The 16304-nt window shown below is 36.1% G+C and carries 14 protein-coding genes; 5 read left to right on the plus strand and 9 right to left on the minus strand.

All coding sequences use genetic code 11. The annotated features are described in order from the left end of the window. The first annotated feature begins 274 nt into the window (after window positions 1-274). Window positions 275-3634, plus strand: a complete 3360-nt coding sequence (locus ACMW72_RS02285) for a tetratricopeptide repeat protein (protein WP_418367204.1) — start codon at window positions 275-277, stop codon at window positions 3632-3634. A 154-nt stretch (window positions 3635-3788) separates the two neighbouring features. Here the strand turns inward: ACMW72_RS02285 and ACMW72_RS02290 are convergent, their stop codons facing one another. Continuing rightward, on the minus strand, window positions 3789-4448 hold the full coding sequence (locus ACMW72_RS02290) for a response regulator (RefSeq protein ID WP_418367205.1): 660 nt from the start codon (window positions 4446-4448) through the stop codon (window positions 3789-3791). Continuing rightward, window positions 4417-5673: an ATP-binding protein gene (locus ACMW72_RS02295; protein ID WP_418367206.1), complete on the minus strand. Its 1257-nt coding sequence runs from the start codon at window positions 5671-5673 to the stop codon at window positions 4417-4419. The genes ACMW72_RS02290 and ACMW72_RS02295 overlap by 32 nt, the downstream gene beginning before the upstream one ends. Window positions 5674-5821: 148 nt before the next feature. Between ACMW72_RS02295 and ACMW72_RS02300 the strand changes: the two genes are divergently transcribed. Both ACMW72_RS02300 and ACMW72_RS02305 read left to right on the plus strand, forming a co-directional pair. Continuing rightward, entirely contained in the window at window positions 5822-6541 is a 720-nt protein-coding gene (locus ACMW72_RS02300; protein WP_418367207.1) for a YwiC-like family protein, read from the plus strand. 153 nt (window positions 6542-6694) lie between these two features. Further along, window positions 6695-7399: a Crp/Fnr family transcriptional regulator gene (locus tag ACMW72_RS02305; protein ID WP_418367208.1), complete on the plus strand. Its 705-nt coding sequence runs from the start codon at window positions 6695-6697 to the stop codon at window positions 7397-7399. Between the two features lie 39 nt (window positions 7400-7438). On the opposite strand, the gene ACMW72_RS02310 is transcribed toward ACMW72_RS02305, so the two are convergent. Then, a complete protein-coding gene (locus ACMW72_RS02310) occupies window positions 7439-7615 on the minus strand; it encodes a hypothetical protein (protein ID WP_418367209.1) in 177 nt (58 codons plus the stop codon). A 282-nt stretch (window positions 7616-7897) separates the two neighbouring features. Between ACMW72_RS02310 and ACMW72_RS02315 the strand changes: the two genes are divergently transcribed. Further along, window positions 7898-8959, plus strand: a complete 1062-nt coding sequence (locus ACMW72_RS02315) for a TIGR04053 family radical SAM/SPASM domain-containing protein (protein WP_418367210.1) — start codon at window positions 7898-7900, stop codon at window positions 8957-8959. Between the two features lie 693 nt (window positions 8960-9652). Here the strand turns inward: ACMW72_RS02315 and ACMW72_RS02320 are convergent. Together ACMW72_RS02320 and ACMW72_RS02325 are read right to left on the minus strand one after the other, a co-directional pair. Further along, window positions 9653-9784, minus strand: a complete 132-nt coding sequence (locus ACMW72_RS02320; protein WP_418367211.1) for a hypothetical protein — start codon at window positions 9782-9784, stop codon at window positions 9653-9655. A gap of 591 nt (window positions 9785-10375) precedes the next feature. Further along, window positions 10376-11308, minus strand: a complete 933-nt coding sequence (locus tag ACMW72_RS02325; RefSeq protein ID WP_418367212.1) for a magnesium transporter CorA family protein — start codon at window positions 11306-11308, stop codon at window positions 10376-10378. 165 nt (window positions 11309-11473) lie between these two features. Between ACMW72_RS02325 and ACMW72_RS02330 the strand changes: the two genes are divergently transcribed. Further along, window positions 11474-11821 (plus strand): hypothetical protein, encoded by a 348-nt coding sequence (locus tag ACMW72_RS02330; protein ID WP_418367213.1) that lies wholly within the window; start codon window positions 11474-11476, stop codon window positions 11819-11821. 12 nt (window positions 11822-11833) lie between these two features. Here the strand turns inward: ACMW72_RS02330 and ACMW72_RS02335 are convergent, their stop codons facing one another. The 4 genes from ACMW72_RS02335 to ACMW72_RS02350 all read right to left on the minus strand — a co-directional run bounded on the left by ACMW72_RS02335 (window position 11834) and on the right by ACMW72_RS02350 (window position 16297). Continuing rightward, entirely contained in the window at window positions 11834-12130 is a 297-nt protein-coding gene (locus ACMW72_RS02335) for a CC/Se motif family (seleno)protein (RefSeq protein ID WP_418367214.1), read from the minus strand. A gap of 59 nt (window positions 12131-12189) precedes the next feature. Beyond that, the gene (locus ACMW72_RS02340; RefSeq protein ID WP_418367215.1) at window positions 12190-13620 is read right to left on the minus strand and encodes a carbon starvation protein A; all 1431 of its coding nucleotides are present in this window, start codon (window positions 13618-13620) and stop codon (window positions 12190-12192) included. 146 nt (window positions 13621-13766) lie between these two features. Beyond that, window positions 13767-14543, minus strand: coding sequence for a LytR/AlgR family response regulator transcription factor (locus ACMW72_RS02345; RefSeq protein WP_418367216.1), 777 nt, complete (start codon window positions 14541-14543; stop codon window positions 13767-13769). Then, window positions 14540-16297, minus strand: coding sequence for a LytS/YhcK type 5TM receptor domain-containing protein (locus ACMW72_RS02350; protein WP_418367217.1), 1758 nt, complete (start codon window positions 16295-16297; stop codon window positions 14540-14542). Before ACMW72_RS02350 ends, ACMW72_RS02345 begins: the two co-directional genes overlap by 4 nt. Window positions 16298-16304: the final 7 nt, after the last annotated feature.

Here is a 16304-nt window from a genome sequence, read left to right on the forward strand (position 1 = left end):
TAAGACAAATAAACCATAAACTTCACTTTTTGTCAATCTATAAACCTTTTGTCAATCTATAAACCTACTTTTTATAAAATCTTTTAAAGGAGGGATTCTTATTCTTTGTTTTAACTGCGGCTATCACTTGCCATCAAATCATCCAAAGGAATGCCCTTTATGTGGGATGAGATTTCCAATAAAATGTTCTTCCTGTGATTCGCCTAACCCAATGATGGCCAAGTTCTGCTTTAACTGCGGACATGAAATATCCCAATCAGAAATCGAAAGCTCTGTGCAAAATTATGAGATTCTTAGTGAAAACAGAAGAAATGTAGCTGTCGTGTTTGCCGATGTATCTGGTTTTACAGCATTGTCGGAAAAAATGGATCCAGAAGAAGTTCGGGAAATCATCAATGAAACTTTTGCTTATATCACCAAACCTGTATATGAATTGGAAGGAACCATCGACAAATACATCGGTGACTGTGTCATGATTCTTTTCGGTGCAAAATATCCTCATAGTGATGATCCTTATAGAGCCGTCAAGTGTGGCATGAAAATGATGGACTTAATCCAAGATTTCTCAAAAAAACGATTATCCAGTAAAGGTGTAACATTAAATCTTTCCATCGGAATCAATTACGGCCAAGTTGTGACTGGAAGCGTGGGAAACTATTTTGATAAAGACTTTACCGTTATGGGAGATGTGGTCAATACGGCTCAAAGACTGCAAACTCAAGCAGCAGCTGGGACGATCCTTGTATCAGAATCCGTCTATCAAGAAACAAAAGATCTAATTGATTATTCTCCTGAAAAAGAGATCATTGCCAAAAACAAAGAAAAACCAGTAAAATGCTTCACCCCTCTTCATTTAAAAAGCGAAGCATCGATTGATTCGCTGTTTTTAATCGAACGGGATGATGAAACGAATTTTCTCCATTCAATCTATAAGCGGCTGAATAAAACAGAATATGTCACCATTATCGGTGAGGCTGGAACCGGAAAAACCAGTCTTGTAAGAAAATTTACGTCAGAACTAGACAATGAACTTAAAAAACATTGGGTTGATATCAATATTGGTTACAAAAACAGAATATATTCTGTTATTTCGAACATGATCTACCAAATGCTGAATCTCCATCCTACTGAAAGTGAAAAGGTAAAAGAAAACCGCCTAAAGTCGTATCTTAATTATATCTTCCAACACTCAAACTTTGATGAGGAGGAGATTCAACGGAACTATCTTTTTTTAAGCTTGATTATGGGTTTAAAAAGAGACCATGAATCTCAGAATATCTTAAATGCGATGAACTATGAAGATATCAAAAGAGAAATATTCAATCAGGTTTCTCTATTTATCAGACAGGCCGCTGATAAAGAACCTTTTGTTCTTATCATTGAGAATATCCACTGGGCAGACGCAGGATCAATGGAAATTTTGACAAATCTGGTCAAAACGCTAACCGACGTAAAATCTCTTTTCATTTTTACATCGAGATATGAGATAAATGGGATAAGCGACATAAGCCAAGATAGACATCCTATTCTGAAGCTTAAACCGCTTAGTCCAACTGGAACAGAGAAACTAGCTTGCAAACTATTAAATTGCAGCCATCTTGATGAACATTTGCTTCAGGCGATTATTCAATTTACAAAAGGATATCCACTACATATCAAAGAATATTTGATGGCTCTTAAAAGAAGAAAAACATTCTCTATTCAAGACGGAACCGCATCGATCGATGTATCCGAACTTCAGACGATCCCTAACACCATCGAAAGCCTTATTTTAGCTAACTTATCTGATCTGGATGAACAGGCGAGAAACCTATTACAACTCGCTTCCGTTATCGGAAAAGAGTTTCATTTGTCCTGGTTGACTCATTTAATGAATTCAACATCCAGTGAAGATGTATTAGAACTACCTGTGAAAATGAATATTATTTCACTGCAATCGGTTCATACCTCTTTAGGGAGAGACAAAATCTATACATTCAATCAAGAAACAGTAAGAGAAGTCATTTATCATAGTATGCTAAACAAAACAAAAAGGGAATATCACAAAAAGATTGCAGAATGGCTTGAAATCAACTATGAAAAAGACCTTGAAAACTATTACGAACAATTAGCCGCTCATTTTGAAAAAGCTGGCAGCCTAAGTAAAGCAAAAGAGTATTACTATAAAGCGGCTTTCAGATTAAAAAAGGATTATCAATATACTAGTGCTTTAGACTTTTTTAAGAAATACCTTGAAATCAACGAGAAAACACAAAATAAAGATACAAATAAAACGGTTCTTTCTCTCATCGAGATGGGGAATATTTATACTATCCTTGCCCAATATGACAAGGCATTAGATCATCTTAAAAAAGCGCTTGAGATCGCCTATTTATCAGATGATATCTATCAGATTCAAATCATGATTGCGAATCTCTATAAAGAAAAGAGCCAATACGAAAAGGCATTGGCAATCTTAAATGAGATCCAGCCAAAAATCAGACAAAACAGCAATATCTATGGTAAATTACTGCAATTAAAATGCCATATTTTAAGAATCATAGGAAATCAGAAAGAAGCATTATCTTTTGCTGAAAAATCGGAGGAAATCTTATTAAAAACAAGGGATTATGAAAATCTAGCAGAAACGATGAGTCAAGCTGGTATTTTATATTTTCTAAATGGAGATACAGATAGCTCCCTTTATTATTTAAACAAAGCTTATGATTATGCTGAAAGAGTAAATAACCTAAGATCAATGATTAAAATATCAGGAAATTTAGGAATTATTTATCATGCATCTGGTATGGTATCCAAAGCGCTCAATCATTTTAACAAAGCGATCGAAATCGCAAAAAAAATATCAGATATTCAGACTTATATAGCAACTCTTGTAAATTTAGGAATTTTATATCTGGAAAAAGGCTTATTTGCTAAAGCAGAATTATTTTTGAAAGAAGCCATCACGAAAGCTCAAAATGGAGTATCTATCTATTTAATGGACATCGCATTATTGAACTTAGGTGACTTGATGTATGAAAAAGGAAAGATAGATCAAGCTTTTGACTACTACAAACAATCGCTGGAAATAGCCAAAACACATGGATTACCTGTTGAGGAAGGAATCAACTATATAGGGATAGCAAAGCTTTATTTTAAGCAAAAAGCCTATCAAAATATTCCTGAGCTCTTAGAAAAGGCCAAGCAAATTTTTAATGAAACAAATGAAATCTCCTATCTTAGCGACTATTATCGCTATATGAGCGTATATGAACTCAATCATCATCATCTTGATCTTGCTTTGGAACATTGTGACCAAGCGATTAACTTTGCCGTGAAAACAAAAAACGATTTGAAAAAATTAAAGGCTTTACGCCTTAAAGGAATTCTTTTAGTGAAGAAAAACATGTACAATGAAGCGATGACACAATATAATGAATCCATCCATTTAGCTGAACAATTAGAAACAGATTATGAAGCAGCAAAGGGATATTACAGACGATTTGAAACCCTTCTCTCTTCAGATCAACATGATGATGCGATAAAAGATTTGCAAAAGGCAAAGGAATTAATCGATAAAGTGGATGAGTCTAGATGGACGCCTATCATTCATCAAGCTTATGAACAATATAATAATAATCTAAGCAGTCTATAGAAATGAAAATGCAAAAGAGGCTGACTCATAAGGATCAACGCTCACCGTAGAATTGTAATGGCTGATCCTTACTTTTGGGTCAGTCTCTTTCTATCTTGGATGAATGAAACTTTCTTTAATACAGAGAAATTCATAATAAATGTAATCTTCTATTTCATTCTTCTAATTCTAGTAACCCTTTTTTAATCGCAAATTTCACTAATTGTGGGCGAGTCGTGAGCTGCAGCTTTTCCATGATCTTTGCCTTATGATTCTCTACCGTTTTTACACTAATAATCAGCTTATCTGCAATCTCTTTATTGGAATACCCTGTCGCTACATAAGATAAAATCTCTTTTTCTCTTGGTGATAATAACTCTAATGAATCCTCTTCTTCTTTTTCAGCAAACTTAAGATATCCCTCGATTAATCTCTTTGTCGCAGTTGGATAAAGATAAGCTTCCCCCTTGTAAACCGTTCGAATCGCTTGAAGCAACTCGTTTCCAGGTGCACTTTTCAGGACATATCCTGCGGCTCCCGCTTTTAAGGCTCGGAACAGATATTCATCATCATCATGCATGGTTAAAATCAGGACTTGTACATTTGACATCACTTTTTTTAATTCTGATGTAGCGGAAAAACCATCACGTCCATGTGGCATACTGAGATCCATTAGTACAACATCTGGCTGTAATTCTAAAGCCTTGGCAATTCCCTCATTTCCATCAGCAGCTTCCCCTACGACTTCCATATCAGGTTGGGAATTCATTAACATCATCAATCCCGATCGAACAACGGCATGATCATCCACCAATAAGATTCTGATTTTGTCCATTTTCTTCCTCCTTTTGCAAAGGAATATGAACCTCAATCTCTGTACCTTTCCCTAGTTGAGAAGTGATACGAAATGTCCCGCCTAACATCGATGCTCTTTCTTCCATCCCATAAAGACCGACGCCTTTATCATGCCGACGAAGATCATCCACCGAGAATCCTTTTCCATAATCGGTGACCTTTAAGATCACTTCATCCTTTTTTTTGCACATGGTTAAATCCACTCGATCACAATCCGCATACTTCGCTGCATTCGTTAATGCTTCTTGACTAATCCGGTATAATGCGGTTTCTACACTAGCTGGTAGACGTTCCTTATCTCCTGAATATTCAAAATTCACTTGAATTCCAAATGTATCACCAAAGGTTTTCATATATGACTTAAGAGCAGCAATTAATCCGAGATCATCAAGAGCAGAAGGTCTTAATTCGACAGCCATATGGCGTAATTCTTCTAAGGTTTGTTTGGTTGTCTTTCTTAAATTCTCTAAATGCTCACGAATCGATTCATTTTCGATTAAAGGCATTACATATTCAATTCCCAATAAAACACTAAAAATGGACTGGCCAATTCCATCATGCAACTCACGGGATAGTCTCTTTCTCTCCTCTTCTTGTGCTCGAATCATCGATGCTGTAATCATTTTCGTAATTCGACTATGCTCCCCTTTTCGCTGGTCACTTAGATTACGAATAGAGATGATCGTTAAAGTTTTTTGATCCGACCCTGTATATTGGGATATACTCACTGACACAGGAATTCTTGATCCATCTTCTCGTTTTAATTGTAACTCATAATAGGATAGTCGTTGTTGACTTAGAAAACATTTATCATATTCACAGATTTTCAATGTACCATGTGTGTCTTGGCAAATATCACAAAAACTATCGGGTTTTATGTTATTCCCCAATAAATCCTTTGCCGCTTGGTTCATTTCCACTACTTTCTTATTCTCATCCAAGATCATGATTCCATCTGAAACATGTTCAAAGATTGTGATCAATCGTTCCCTTTCTGCTTTTAACTCGTCATCTTTACGAAAAATAATATGAAATACAATGAAAGAAAAAATATAAGAAATAATAAATAAAATCAAGTATCGATAGATTCCATTATGATTCGGTTTACCAAATAAAATCATGACAACCAATACAAATAATAAAGAAATTCCCATCGACAATAGTATATTGATGAACCATTTTTGTTTCTTAATCTGCTGCAACATTTTTTTCTCCCCTAGTGAACAAAAATAAACTTTACGACTGTGATTTTCTTCATTGAAACGATGTATTGGTGTTGTTAAACTTTATTATATGTAATACACGGAAAACTGTCATCTCATAGATTTTTGTTAAAATTTCGGGAGGTTTAAAATGAAGCTGATCCTACCTAAAGAACATGGAGCCTGGGCGATGTGGATTGCTCCATTTGTCATCGGCGTTCTGGTTAGTAAATTTTACTGGTACCATTTTGTTCTTTTTATCTCTGTTTTCTTTGCCTATATTTCTATCTCCCCCTTCATTCAAGGGATCAAACGGCCAACCGAACGAAAGCAAATGTGGAAATTATCCTTTCAATATTTAGGCATTGCTTTACTCTTAGGACTGCCATTTTTATTCTTTTTCCCCCAGTTAATATGGGTCTTTGTTAGCATAATTCCTTTTTTCTTCATCAACCTTTACTACGCAAAGCAAAAAAAGGAACGAGCACTTCTTAATGACTTAAGTGCCATGATTGCTTTAACTTCAACTCTACTAGTCTCTTATCTAGTAGGAGCAGAAGCAATCGATCAATCAGCCATCACGTTATGGATAATTAATATTTTGTTCTTTTTTGGATCAGCACTTTATGTAAAAACCCTCTACCGCGAAAAACAGAATCTAACATTTCGTTGGTTTGCATATCTTTATATGATTGGGTTATCTATTCTATTTTATCTTATTTCAGGATTTTATTTAATGATGGCGTTTTTGTTTTCAACGATTCGGGGAATCTTTACCCCTAAAGATACACCAATTGATCCTAAAACCGTAGGTATGATTGAAATCTTAAATACGCTATGGTTTACCATCTTTCTTTCACTCGCTTATTAGCAAAAACCACTACTTTTTTCATAGGGGAATTCCCCTATTTTTTATAGGGGTTTTCCATATTTATATGTTGGCAATTGAATTAATACTCATAAATTACTAAAATTAAGTATAGATATTTTATATGTATGGGGAAAATCAAAGGAGTTGGTATACATGATCCCTTCACCATCGCCCACCAAAGAAATCATTAATCTCATACCACTATTAGCTGAATTATCCGATCAAAATAAAGAACTTTTACAAAATGCCTTAACCGTTAAACAGGTACGTAAAGGAACCATTTTATTTATAGAAAATGATCCTGCAGATGCAATCTATTTCTTACGGGAAGGAAAAGTTCGTCTGAGCAAATCTACCCCTGATGGTAAAGAAATCATTCTGAATATTCGTAAACCCGGTGATCTTTTTGCTGAAGCAGCTTTATTCCGTAAAACTACCTACCCTGCAACAGCTGAAATGCTTGAAGACGGTGAGGTGGTAATGATTCGAAATGAAGATTTGGAAAAGATCATTCACCGTTATCCAGAAATCGGGATCTCGGTTATTCAGATTATGGGACAGCGGTTACACGTTGCCCAGACCATACTTCGTGATGTTGCCCTTTATGGCAAATTTGGTGCCCTTGCTTCGGCATTGATTCGTTTAGCAGAAGATTACGGAATGCAAACGAAAGACGGGATTAAAATCCAATTATCATTAACCCACCAGGAATTAGCAAATTTTATTGGTGCTGCAAGAGAAAACGTGAATCGGATGATGTCGCAGTTAGAGAAAAATGGTATTTTAACGATGAAACGTGGAAAAATTTGTATTAAGAATCTAGAGGAATTGAAAAGTTATATTAATACCAAAGATTAAGGAGAGCCAATATCGTGGCTCTCCTTCTCTGTTTAGTCATCAATCTACTAAACCTTTTTCTTTTAATGCCTGCAATGCTTCTTGTTCTTTTTCTTCTTTAATCTGATATTCTAACTTTCCATCTACGATTTTGGCACAACGGCCACCATAAGGCTTTAACAGTTCTTTAATCGCTTTTAATTCTGCTGGGATTTTTAAGTCATAAACTACTTTCATTTCGTTACTCCTCCTTTTTTCATCCCATTATGCTGTACCTAACATACGTTTTGCCTCATCAACATTTTATCAGGTATCCATGGCGGATTCCAGACCACATTCACCCGAACATTTTTAACGCCTTCAACGCTTTTATCGCTGCTTCAGAGGGTGCTTTTGTCATGCGTAATCACTCCTTTCATGATATAGTTGTAGTAGGAAGTTGCTGTCTGTGATTTATATCATATGCATAGTGGAAAGTTTACTTTACAATAATGGCATCATCATTGTGAGGTGTATTGGATGAGAATCCCTGACTACAACCAATCTCCCTTTATTACCATTTGGGAAGTAACAAGAGCTTGCGCCTTACATTGTTTACATTGTCGCGCAGAGGCTCAATACCATAGGGATCCGCGAGAATTAACAACAGAGGAAGGAAAACAATTAATCGATCAAATCATCGATATGGGCAGTCCTCTCCTTGTTTTTACTGGTGGAGATCCTTTAATGAGACCCGATATTTTTGAATTGATGGATTATGCGATTAAAAAAGGTATTCGTACATCCATGACTCCAAGCGCAACACCAAAGGTAACCAAGGAAGCGATAAAAAAATCCTACGAGCTGGGACTTTCTCGTTGGGCTTTTAGTCTTGATGGATCAACAGCGGAAATTCATGACCACTTTCGTGGCACAAAAGGTTCTTACGATCTTACCATGAGAGCATTACGTTACTTACAGGAACTAAATATGCCCATTCAAATTAACACAACAGTTAGTCGCTATAATATTCATGATTTAGAAAACATTGCCAGAATGATAGAAGACTTTGGAGCAGAATTATGGAGTGTGTTCTTCCTTGTGCCAACAGGACGTGGCCAGATCAAAGATATGATCTCTCCTGTTCAACACGAACAGGTATTTGAATGGTTGTCCAATCTGAGTTTAAAGGTACCTTATGACATCAAAACGACTGCAGCTCCTCATTATCGTCGATATATTATGGAAAAACATCAAGGAAGAGAAATCGCTTCTGTTCCCAAATTAAAAGACCATATTGGGCGAGCAGCAGGGATTAATGATGGAAAAGGGTTTGTTTTCATTTCTCATATTGGTGAGGTCTATCCAAGTGGCTTCCTTCCTGTTTATGCTGGAAATGTACGAGAAATGCCATTAGCTGAGATTTATCGAAACTCTCCGATTTTCCAAGATTTACGTAATCCTGATAAATACAAAGGAAAATGTGGAATCTGCGAATACCGTGAATCATGTGGGGGATCAAGAGCTAGAGCATATGCCGTAACAGGAGATTATTTAGAAAGCGATCCATTTTGTATCTATCAACCGAAACAGTTATCATGAAAATCATCCCTTTTGGAACATTCTTAAAAGAAATAACATAGATTATATCAGAAATAGTTACTAGCCTAAAAAAAGCCTGCATCAAGCAGACTTTTAAGAGGAGGGTTTTTAAAAACATCATTGTTTTGAGAATCGACAAGAAGAACCACATAACAATTTTGTCATTTGTTATGTAAGAAGGGGGAAAAATTCCCCCTTGCACCTACCACCAAGTGCCGCCAATGAACCAGAAGAAGATAATCACGAGAAGAATGAATAAGAGTAATGTTCTGTAGCTCCAGAAATATCCTCCGCCGTATCCGCTTGCCATCTTCTTTCATCCCTCCATATTTTAATTTTTGAGGATTTTCATCCTCAATTTTAGAATATGTGATGATCTTAAAGTCTGACCTAGTTACATGCCCGATTTCTAAAGAATTAGGTCATTAATAGAATAGGGGGATATCCCCCCTTGCACCTACCACCAAGTTCCACCAATAAACCAGAAGAAAATACAACTTAGTAGTACCATGCTCCGGCAATGAACCAGAAGAAGATAATTACTAATAAGATAAATAGCAACAATGTTCTGTAGCTGCCAAAATATCCTCTGTAACTCATCAAAATCCCTCCTTTTTGATCTATCTACATTACTTTATGAAAAATCGCTAAAGTTTGTATAGGTACTTATCTACATTACGTAAACATCTTCTTTTACCAGTAATATCCATAACCATACCAACTACTGCCAAAGACACCCCAGAAAAGCCAAATAAATAATACAATAATAATGATCCAGAAGATCCAGGCCCAACCGCTAGTAAAAAAGCTTGTTTCTGCTGCCATCTTTTCACCTCCTTTCAAAAAGGCATGAGGATTAGATTCTACTATAAAAAAGGGAGGCAAAAAGTGAAAAAGAGGGGAAGGTATGGCCTTCCCCTTTTTGGCTTACCACCAAGTACCACCAATAAACCAGAAGAATATGATCACAAGAAGGATGAATAGTAATAATGTTCTGTATCCTCCGTACCAACCTTTAACTCCGTCTGCCATAAACAAACCCTCCTTTTTTTGTTTCTATAGGACTCAAATCCTTTGTACTATAACCTATGTAAATTTACTTTATTTTGTATAGTTGAAAAGCCCATTTTGCTAAAAAAAAACAGAAAAACAAAAAAAGAGCCATCAAAAGATGACTCTTCTTACTGAATTGAGCTCACTTATAAAATTGCAAAGAACCCCCAAAAAATCCAAATGAATATCACAATAATAATAATCCAAATGATCAATGAAAAACCGCCAAACCCGCTTATTCTAGCATTTGCCACAAAAATAACCTCCTTTCATCATTTCCTTATTGCTAGTTTATGAATCATCTCTTTTTCGAGCTTATACCTTTACCTACTTTTCAATAAAATCCGCTAATGAATAAATGATTCAGAACATTTTTCGCTTTACAAAAATCAAAGAAATGACTACTGACAGAACCGTGGAAATCAAAAAAATAATCATAAATGCATGGGGATTGTTCTCAAATGGTACATCGACATTCATTCCGAAAAAACTTGCAATCATAGTTGGAATGGATAATATAATCGTAATCGATGTTAAAAATTTCATTACAATATTGAGATTATTAGAAATGACTGATGCAAAAGCATCCATCGTTCCTGTTAGGATATTAATATGAATATTCGCCATTTCGATCGCCTGTTTATTTTCAATCAACACATCTTCTAGTAAATCGGTATCCTCTGGATATTTTTTAATTGAATCGAGCTTTAACATTTTTTCTAATACGATCTCATTACTTTTTAACGAGGTAGAGAAATAAACTAAAGATTTTTCTAAATCAAGAAGCTCGATTAACTCTTTATTCTTCATCGATTTATGCAATTCAAGTTCAATTCGATAACTTGTTTTTTCGATTTGTCGCAAATATTGTAAATAATACGTAGCATTTTTATATAAAAGTTGTAATATAAATCTTGTCCGTTTAAAGGTATAGAATGATTTTACTTTTCCTTCAATAAAGTCTTGAATAATTGAATTTTTTTTCAAAGAAACCGTTGTAATACTATCTTCTTTTAGAATAATTCCTAAAGGTAAAGTCGTATACATGCCAGCATGTTCTTCAACGGTTGGAATAGGAATATCCACAAGGATTAAAGTGCACCCATTACTTGTTTCAATCCGGGGCTTTTCTTCCTCATCCAATGCTGCTCGAATATGTTCCATTTGTAAGTCTAATTGTTGACTTACCCATAATATCTCCTCTTCTGTCGGGTTCGTTAAGTTTACCCATACCCCTTTTTCCAATTGTTCAAGTCTTTCTAAACGATCATCGATTGTTTTGAAAATTTCCATCATGACAATCACCTTCTTTTCGATCTTACATATTATTAAACACCTCATTAAATAATGTAACTCCAATATCATATACAAATATAAGACAAGCTGTAAAGCTTCTTTTCACTTTTATTCTCCTTCATATATAGTTTAAGATAGAGATAAAATTATATTGGAGGGAAAGAAATGACCACATTATGGCTTTATCAATATACTTGCCCTAGATGCAGCTATACATTATATTCAGAAAAAGATGATGAGGAACTCTACTGCAAAACAAAACATTGTTCATTTAAAGACCCGCTTCCAGCAAAAAAGGAAATCAAAGCTGTGGTTGAGGATGATTTCTATTATACGGTAAAAGAAACCTTCATGGTGGATCATGGTTGTTGTGAGGTACGTCCGATAAAAGCTGGAACTCGTGTGGAGATTTTGAAGATAAAGAAAGGTTGGTATCTCTGTGAAACAGAAGAAGGATTCAATTTTTATGTACCTAAAGAGAAATTAGAGCAAAAAAAAAAGCGATCTGAATAAGATCGCTGTTTTTTAATGCACCACAATCGTCTTCCACTTAAACAATCCTTCTAAATCGAGTTCATATTTCTTATCCTTTTTTAGAATAAATGGATCCCAATAGATGGTAATCCCATCTTGTTCCATGACTCGGTAGTAACCTTCTTCTTTGGGTTTCCCTAACTCAGCACCCACAAAAACAAAGTTTGTACAACACCCTGTTTGTGGTGCTTCAGCAATGGTAATTACCCCGCCACGATCCTTGATATATTCTTTTACCCTTTCAGTCATCTCTACCTTGATATCAAAAATAGGGATCATCGGCTTCATCCGAGTCTCACCTCTTTAAATTGTTTTTATTAAAGTCTTGTGATTACCGACTTTAATTCTTAATTTTCTAAAGCGATACTAGATTGCTTTTTCACCTTCATTGCCTTTACTGCAAAGAGTGCGGCGATCGCGAATGTAATTGCCAAACCTACAGGGTAGGAAATACTTGTTGGCAAACTGAATCCCTCAGGTGCTTGTAAGATATAAGTGAAAGATACAGCTGTCATAAATGTTGCTGGAATACTTGCAATCCAGTGATTTTTGCCTTCTTGAACTAAGAACATTGCTGCTGCCCAAAGCATAATCATTGCTGTAGTTTGATTAGCCCAAGAGAAATATCTCCAGAGGAAGTTGAAGTCGATTAATGTTAATAGATATCCAACTGTAAATAATGGAATTGTTATGAGTAAACGATTGCTAATTTTACGCTGACTCAGTTTGAAGAAATCTGCAATTAAAATTCTTGCGCCACGGAATGCCGTATCTCCAGATGTAATTGGTAATACGATTACCCCAATGATGGCCAATGTCCCACCGACAGCACCTAACATAGTAATAGAAATATGACGAACTACTCCGGCAGGTCCTCCAAATTGGGCGAGTGCATCTTGCAATCCATCTGTTCCATGGAATACAGCCATACCAGCTGCTGCCCAAATCATGGCGATCGCAGATTCAGCAATCATCATACCATAGAACACTTTGCGTCCATACTTTTCATTTTGAATCGTTCTTGCCACTAATGGCGATTGAGTTGCGTGGAACCCACTAATCGCACCACAAGCAATGGTGATAAACATTAATGGCCAAATCGGTAATCCTTTTGGATGTAGATTACTAAATGTTAACTCTGGGATTGAATAACCCTTAACAATGAGTCCACCACCCACTCCTAATGCCATGATAATCAAAAATGCACCGAAGATTGGGTAGATTTTTCCAATAATTTTATCAATCGGTAACAATGTGGCTAAGATGTAATATAAGAAAATAAATGCAGATACCACACCAATTGTAATCCAATCAGGAGTTAAAGTTGCAATAAGTCCAGCTGGACCTGTAACAAACACGACACCTACTAATACCAGCAGCACGAGTGAAAAAACATTAACAAATTGCTTCATGCCTTTACCTAGATATTTACCTACCATTTCTGGAAGTTGAGCACCGTTGTTTCTTACAGATAACATTCCAGAGAAATAATCATGAACGGCTCCAGCGAAGATACCACCGAGCACTATCCAGAGAAAAGCTACTGGTCCCCATAAAGCTCCCAAGATTGGGCCGAAAATGGGTCCTAATCCAGCAATGTTTAACAACTGGATTAAACTATTCCGTGAAGTACTGATGGGAACAAAGTCAACACCGTCTTGATTGGCATACGCTGGTGTTGGGCGATTTTCATTTACACCAAAAACCTTTTCTACAAAACGGCCATAAAAGATATAACCTACAATCAGTGCAACAAAAGACAGGATAAAAGTAATCATAGATCTTCTCCTTTCTTCTCGTTTACAAATGAATGATTACGTTTCCATTTCCATTGTAATAAAAAAGAGGAGGTTGTGTGTCGAAATTGTGTCTAAAATGTTAAAAATCTTGTCTAAATGGCAAAAAGAAGTTCCTAATTTGCAGTTCATAAACCCAAAACATCTTTTAACATCTTTACATATTGCCGGCTAACCGGTACTTTTGAATGTTCAGGATCTTTCATCGTTAAGTTATAAGTGCCATTAAACCATGGAACAAGTTCTTCGATGTAATCGAGATTGACTAAGTAACTTCTGTGAGTTCGAAAAAAAGGGTACTTTTTTAACTTTTCTTCAAGTACTTGTAAAGTGAATTTTGTAAGGTAAGTATCTTTCACTGTTTTGATTCGGACATCTCTTCCTTCTCGATAAGCATACACAATTTCATTTGGATCGAGAAAAATCACCCGTTCATCTGTTTGTACCGCTAACTTCGATATATTTTTTTTCGTTTCTTTCTTTTTGCTTTCATCCATCATTTGATATAAGAGCTCTGTTATTTTTTCTTGATTGGGCTTTTCTATCCTCTTCTTGATTCTTTCTATGGTATTTGCTAATCTTTCTTCATCAAAAGGTTTTAATAAGTAATCAACGGCATTCATCTCAAATGCTTTGATTGCATGTTCATCAAAAGCCGTTGAAAAGACAATTAACGTTTTTATCCCTTCATCTATCAGCTTTTTGGCTACCATTAATCCATTCATTTCTGGCATTTGAATATCTAAAAAGACGACATCTGGTTTAAGTTCTACAATTTTTTGATAAGCTTCCAAACCATCTTCTGCCTCACCTACAATTTCAATTTCCTCCCACTGCCCCAATAGATAACTTAATTCATCTCTAGCTAGGATCTCATCATCAGCAATTACCACGCGAATCGTCATTTTATCACCTCTTGTTGTTCAATGGGAATGGTAAACCATACTTTTGTTCCTTTACCTGATTCACTTTCAATATGTAATCCCGATTCTTCTCCATATCTTCCAATTAATCGTTGATGAACATTATATAAACCAAACCCTGTTCCCTTTTCCGATTTTACTCTTTGGTTAAGTAATCGTTCGATCCGTTTTGCATCAATGCCAACTCCATTATCAATAACAGCTAAATAGACCCGCTTTTCTTGCTTCTTTGCGATGATGCGAATCTGACCATTTTTCATCCCTTTTAATCCATGTTTTATCCCATTCTCCACTAATGGCTGAAGGGTTAGGGGCGGAAGCAAAACGTCTTCTACTTCTTGATCAATCTGAAATTCCACTTGCAATCGGTCAGAAAACCGTGCTTGTTCAATATCTAAGTAAGACTTCGTATGATTGATTTCTTGCTTAATGCTCACCAATTCATGTAAAGAAGCATTGAGATTCTGACGGAAGAAATGGCCTAATTGGATGAGAAGTTTTCTTGCCATATCTGGTTTTGTTCGGATTAAAGCTACAATCGTATTTAAAGAATTAAATAAAAAATGGGGATTTACCTGGGCTTGAAGAGCTTTAATTTCGGCTTCTGATACCAGCTTCGCCTGCTTTTCCGCCTCAACCGCTTCAATTTGGTGGGACAAAAGTCCAGCTAACCCTAGGGCAAGTTCACGATCAACAGGTCGAATCTGTTTTGGGTTTGCAAAATAAAACTTTAGCACCCCTATCACTTCATCCCCTTTTTTGATGGGGACAATGATTGCTGCTTGCAGTGGACATTTTGGTTGTTCACAGCGAATATCCTCATTTGATTTGGCAACATAGCTCTTACCAGATTTCAGTACTTGTCTCGTTGCTTTTGTAAGTAGCGAGTGTCCGGGTGTGTGATGATCATCTCCTAACCCAACATGGGATAAGATTTTCTCTTGATTTGTGATCGATACAGCAGAAGCATTGGTCGTTTTCAGCAATAATTTTGAAATCTCTGTTGCCGATCCCTCGTCAAGCCCTTTTCTTAAATAAAATAAAGTACGATCAACCACATGCAAAACTTTTTGTGCTTGATCTGCTTCAATTCGGTCTTCCTCTTGAACAACACTGCGTATAATCGCAATAAAGATCGCAATCCCAATACTATTGGCAATAATCATCGGTAAACCGATAACCTGTACGAGTGCTAAAGCTTTTTCAAAGGGCTTAGCTATAAGCAAAATAATGAGCATTTGCAGGGACTCAGCAACAACCCCTGTAAGAAAGGCTGTTCCCAGCGATACGATCCGACGATGGCCGATTTTTTTATAAACCACACCCGCAAGGAAACCCTCTGTTATTGTAGAAATCCCGCAGGCAAGTCCAGTAAATCCACCGAGTAACATGCGGTGAATAGCAGCAATCAATCCAGCACTAAGTCCAACGATTGGCCCTCCTAAAAGTCCAGCAATGGCAACACCAATGACCCTTGAGTTGGCAATGGCTTCATCAAACTCGATGGAAAAAACATTGGAAACCCTTAATGTGGTTCCTTCATTCGGTTGCACTGCAATCCCGGTATAAGTCCCAATAATGCCAAAAAAACCAAAGAGAATGGCCAATTTCATTTTCGTCGAATAATCTGGCTTGTGATCAATTAAGTTGCGAAAAATAGCAGAACGAGTAAGAATGAAGGCAATCGTAACAATAATCCCTATTCTTTCAATCATTAAAAATAATAACTGAAACATAATCTTT

It is taken from the genome of Tepidibacillus sp. LV47 (assembly GCF_048381575.1).
Taxonomy (GTDB): Bacteria; Bacillota; Bacilli; order Tepidibacillales; family Tepidibacillaceae; genus Tepidibacillus.

Bases quoted from the DNA above. Each gene is read 5' to 3' on its own strand.
- ACMW72_RS02335 (WP_418367214.1), bottom strand. From the start codon at position 12,130: ATGAAGCCGATGATCCCTATTTTTGATATCAAGGTAGAGATGACTGAA.
- ACMW72_RS02320 (WP_418367211.1), bottom strand. From the start codon at position 9,784: ATGGCAGCAGAAACAAGCTTTTTTACTAGCGGTTGGGCCTGGATCTTC.
- ACMW72_RS02290 (WP_418367205.1), bottom strand. From the start codon at position 4,448: ATGGACAAAATCAGAATCTTATTGGTGGATGATCATGCCGTTGTTCGA.
- ACMW72_RS02300 (WP_418367207.1), top strand. From the start codon at position 5,822: ATGAAGCTGATCCTACCTAAAGAACATGGAGCCTGGGCGATGTGGATT.
- ACMW72_RS02330 (WP_418367213.1), top strand. From the start codon at position 11,474: ATGACCACATTATGGCTTTATCAATATACTTGCCCTAGATGCAGCTAT.
- ACMW72_RS02315 (WP_418367210.1), top strand. From the start codon at position 7,898: ATGAGAATCCCTGACTACAACCAATCTCCCTTTATTACCATTTGGGAA.
- ACMW72_RS02305 (WP_418367208.1), top strand. From the start codon at position 6,695: ATGATCCCTTCACCATCGCCCACCAAAGAAATCATTAATCTCATACCA.
- ACMW72_RS02295 (WP_418367206.1), bottom strand. From the start codon at position 5,673: ATGTTGCAGCAGATTAAGAAACAAAAATGGTTCATCAATATACTATTG.
- ACMW72_RS02340 (WP_418367215.1), bottom strand. From the start codon at position 13,620: ATGATTACTTTTATCCTGTCTTTTGTTGCACTGATTGTAGGTTATATC.
- ACMW72_RS02350 (WP_418367217.1), bottom strand. From the start codon at position 16,297: ATGTTTCAGTTATTATTTTTAATGATTGAAAGAATAGGGATTATTGTT.
- ACMW72_RS02345 (WP_418367216.1), bottom strand. From the start codon at position 14,543: ATGACGATTCGCGTGGTAATTGCTGATGATGAGATCCTAGCTAGAGAT.
- ACMW72_RS02325 (WP_418367212.1), bottom strand. From the start codon at position 11,308: ATGATGGAAATTTTCAAAACAATCGATGATCGTTTAGAAAGACTTGAA.
- ACMW72_RS02310 (WP_418367209.1), bottom strand. From the start codon at position 7,615: ATGAAAGTAGTTTATGACTTAAAAATCCCAGCAGAATTAAAAGCGATT.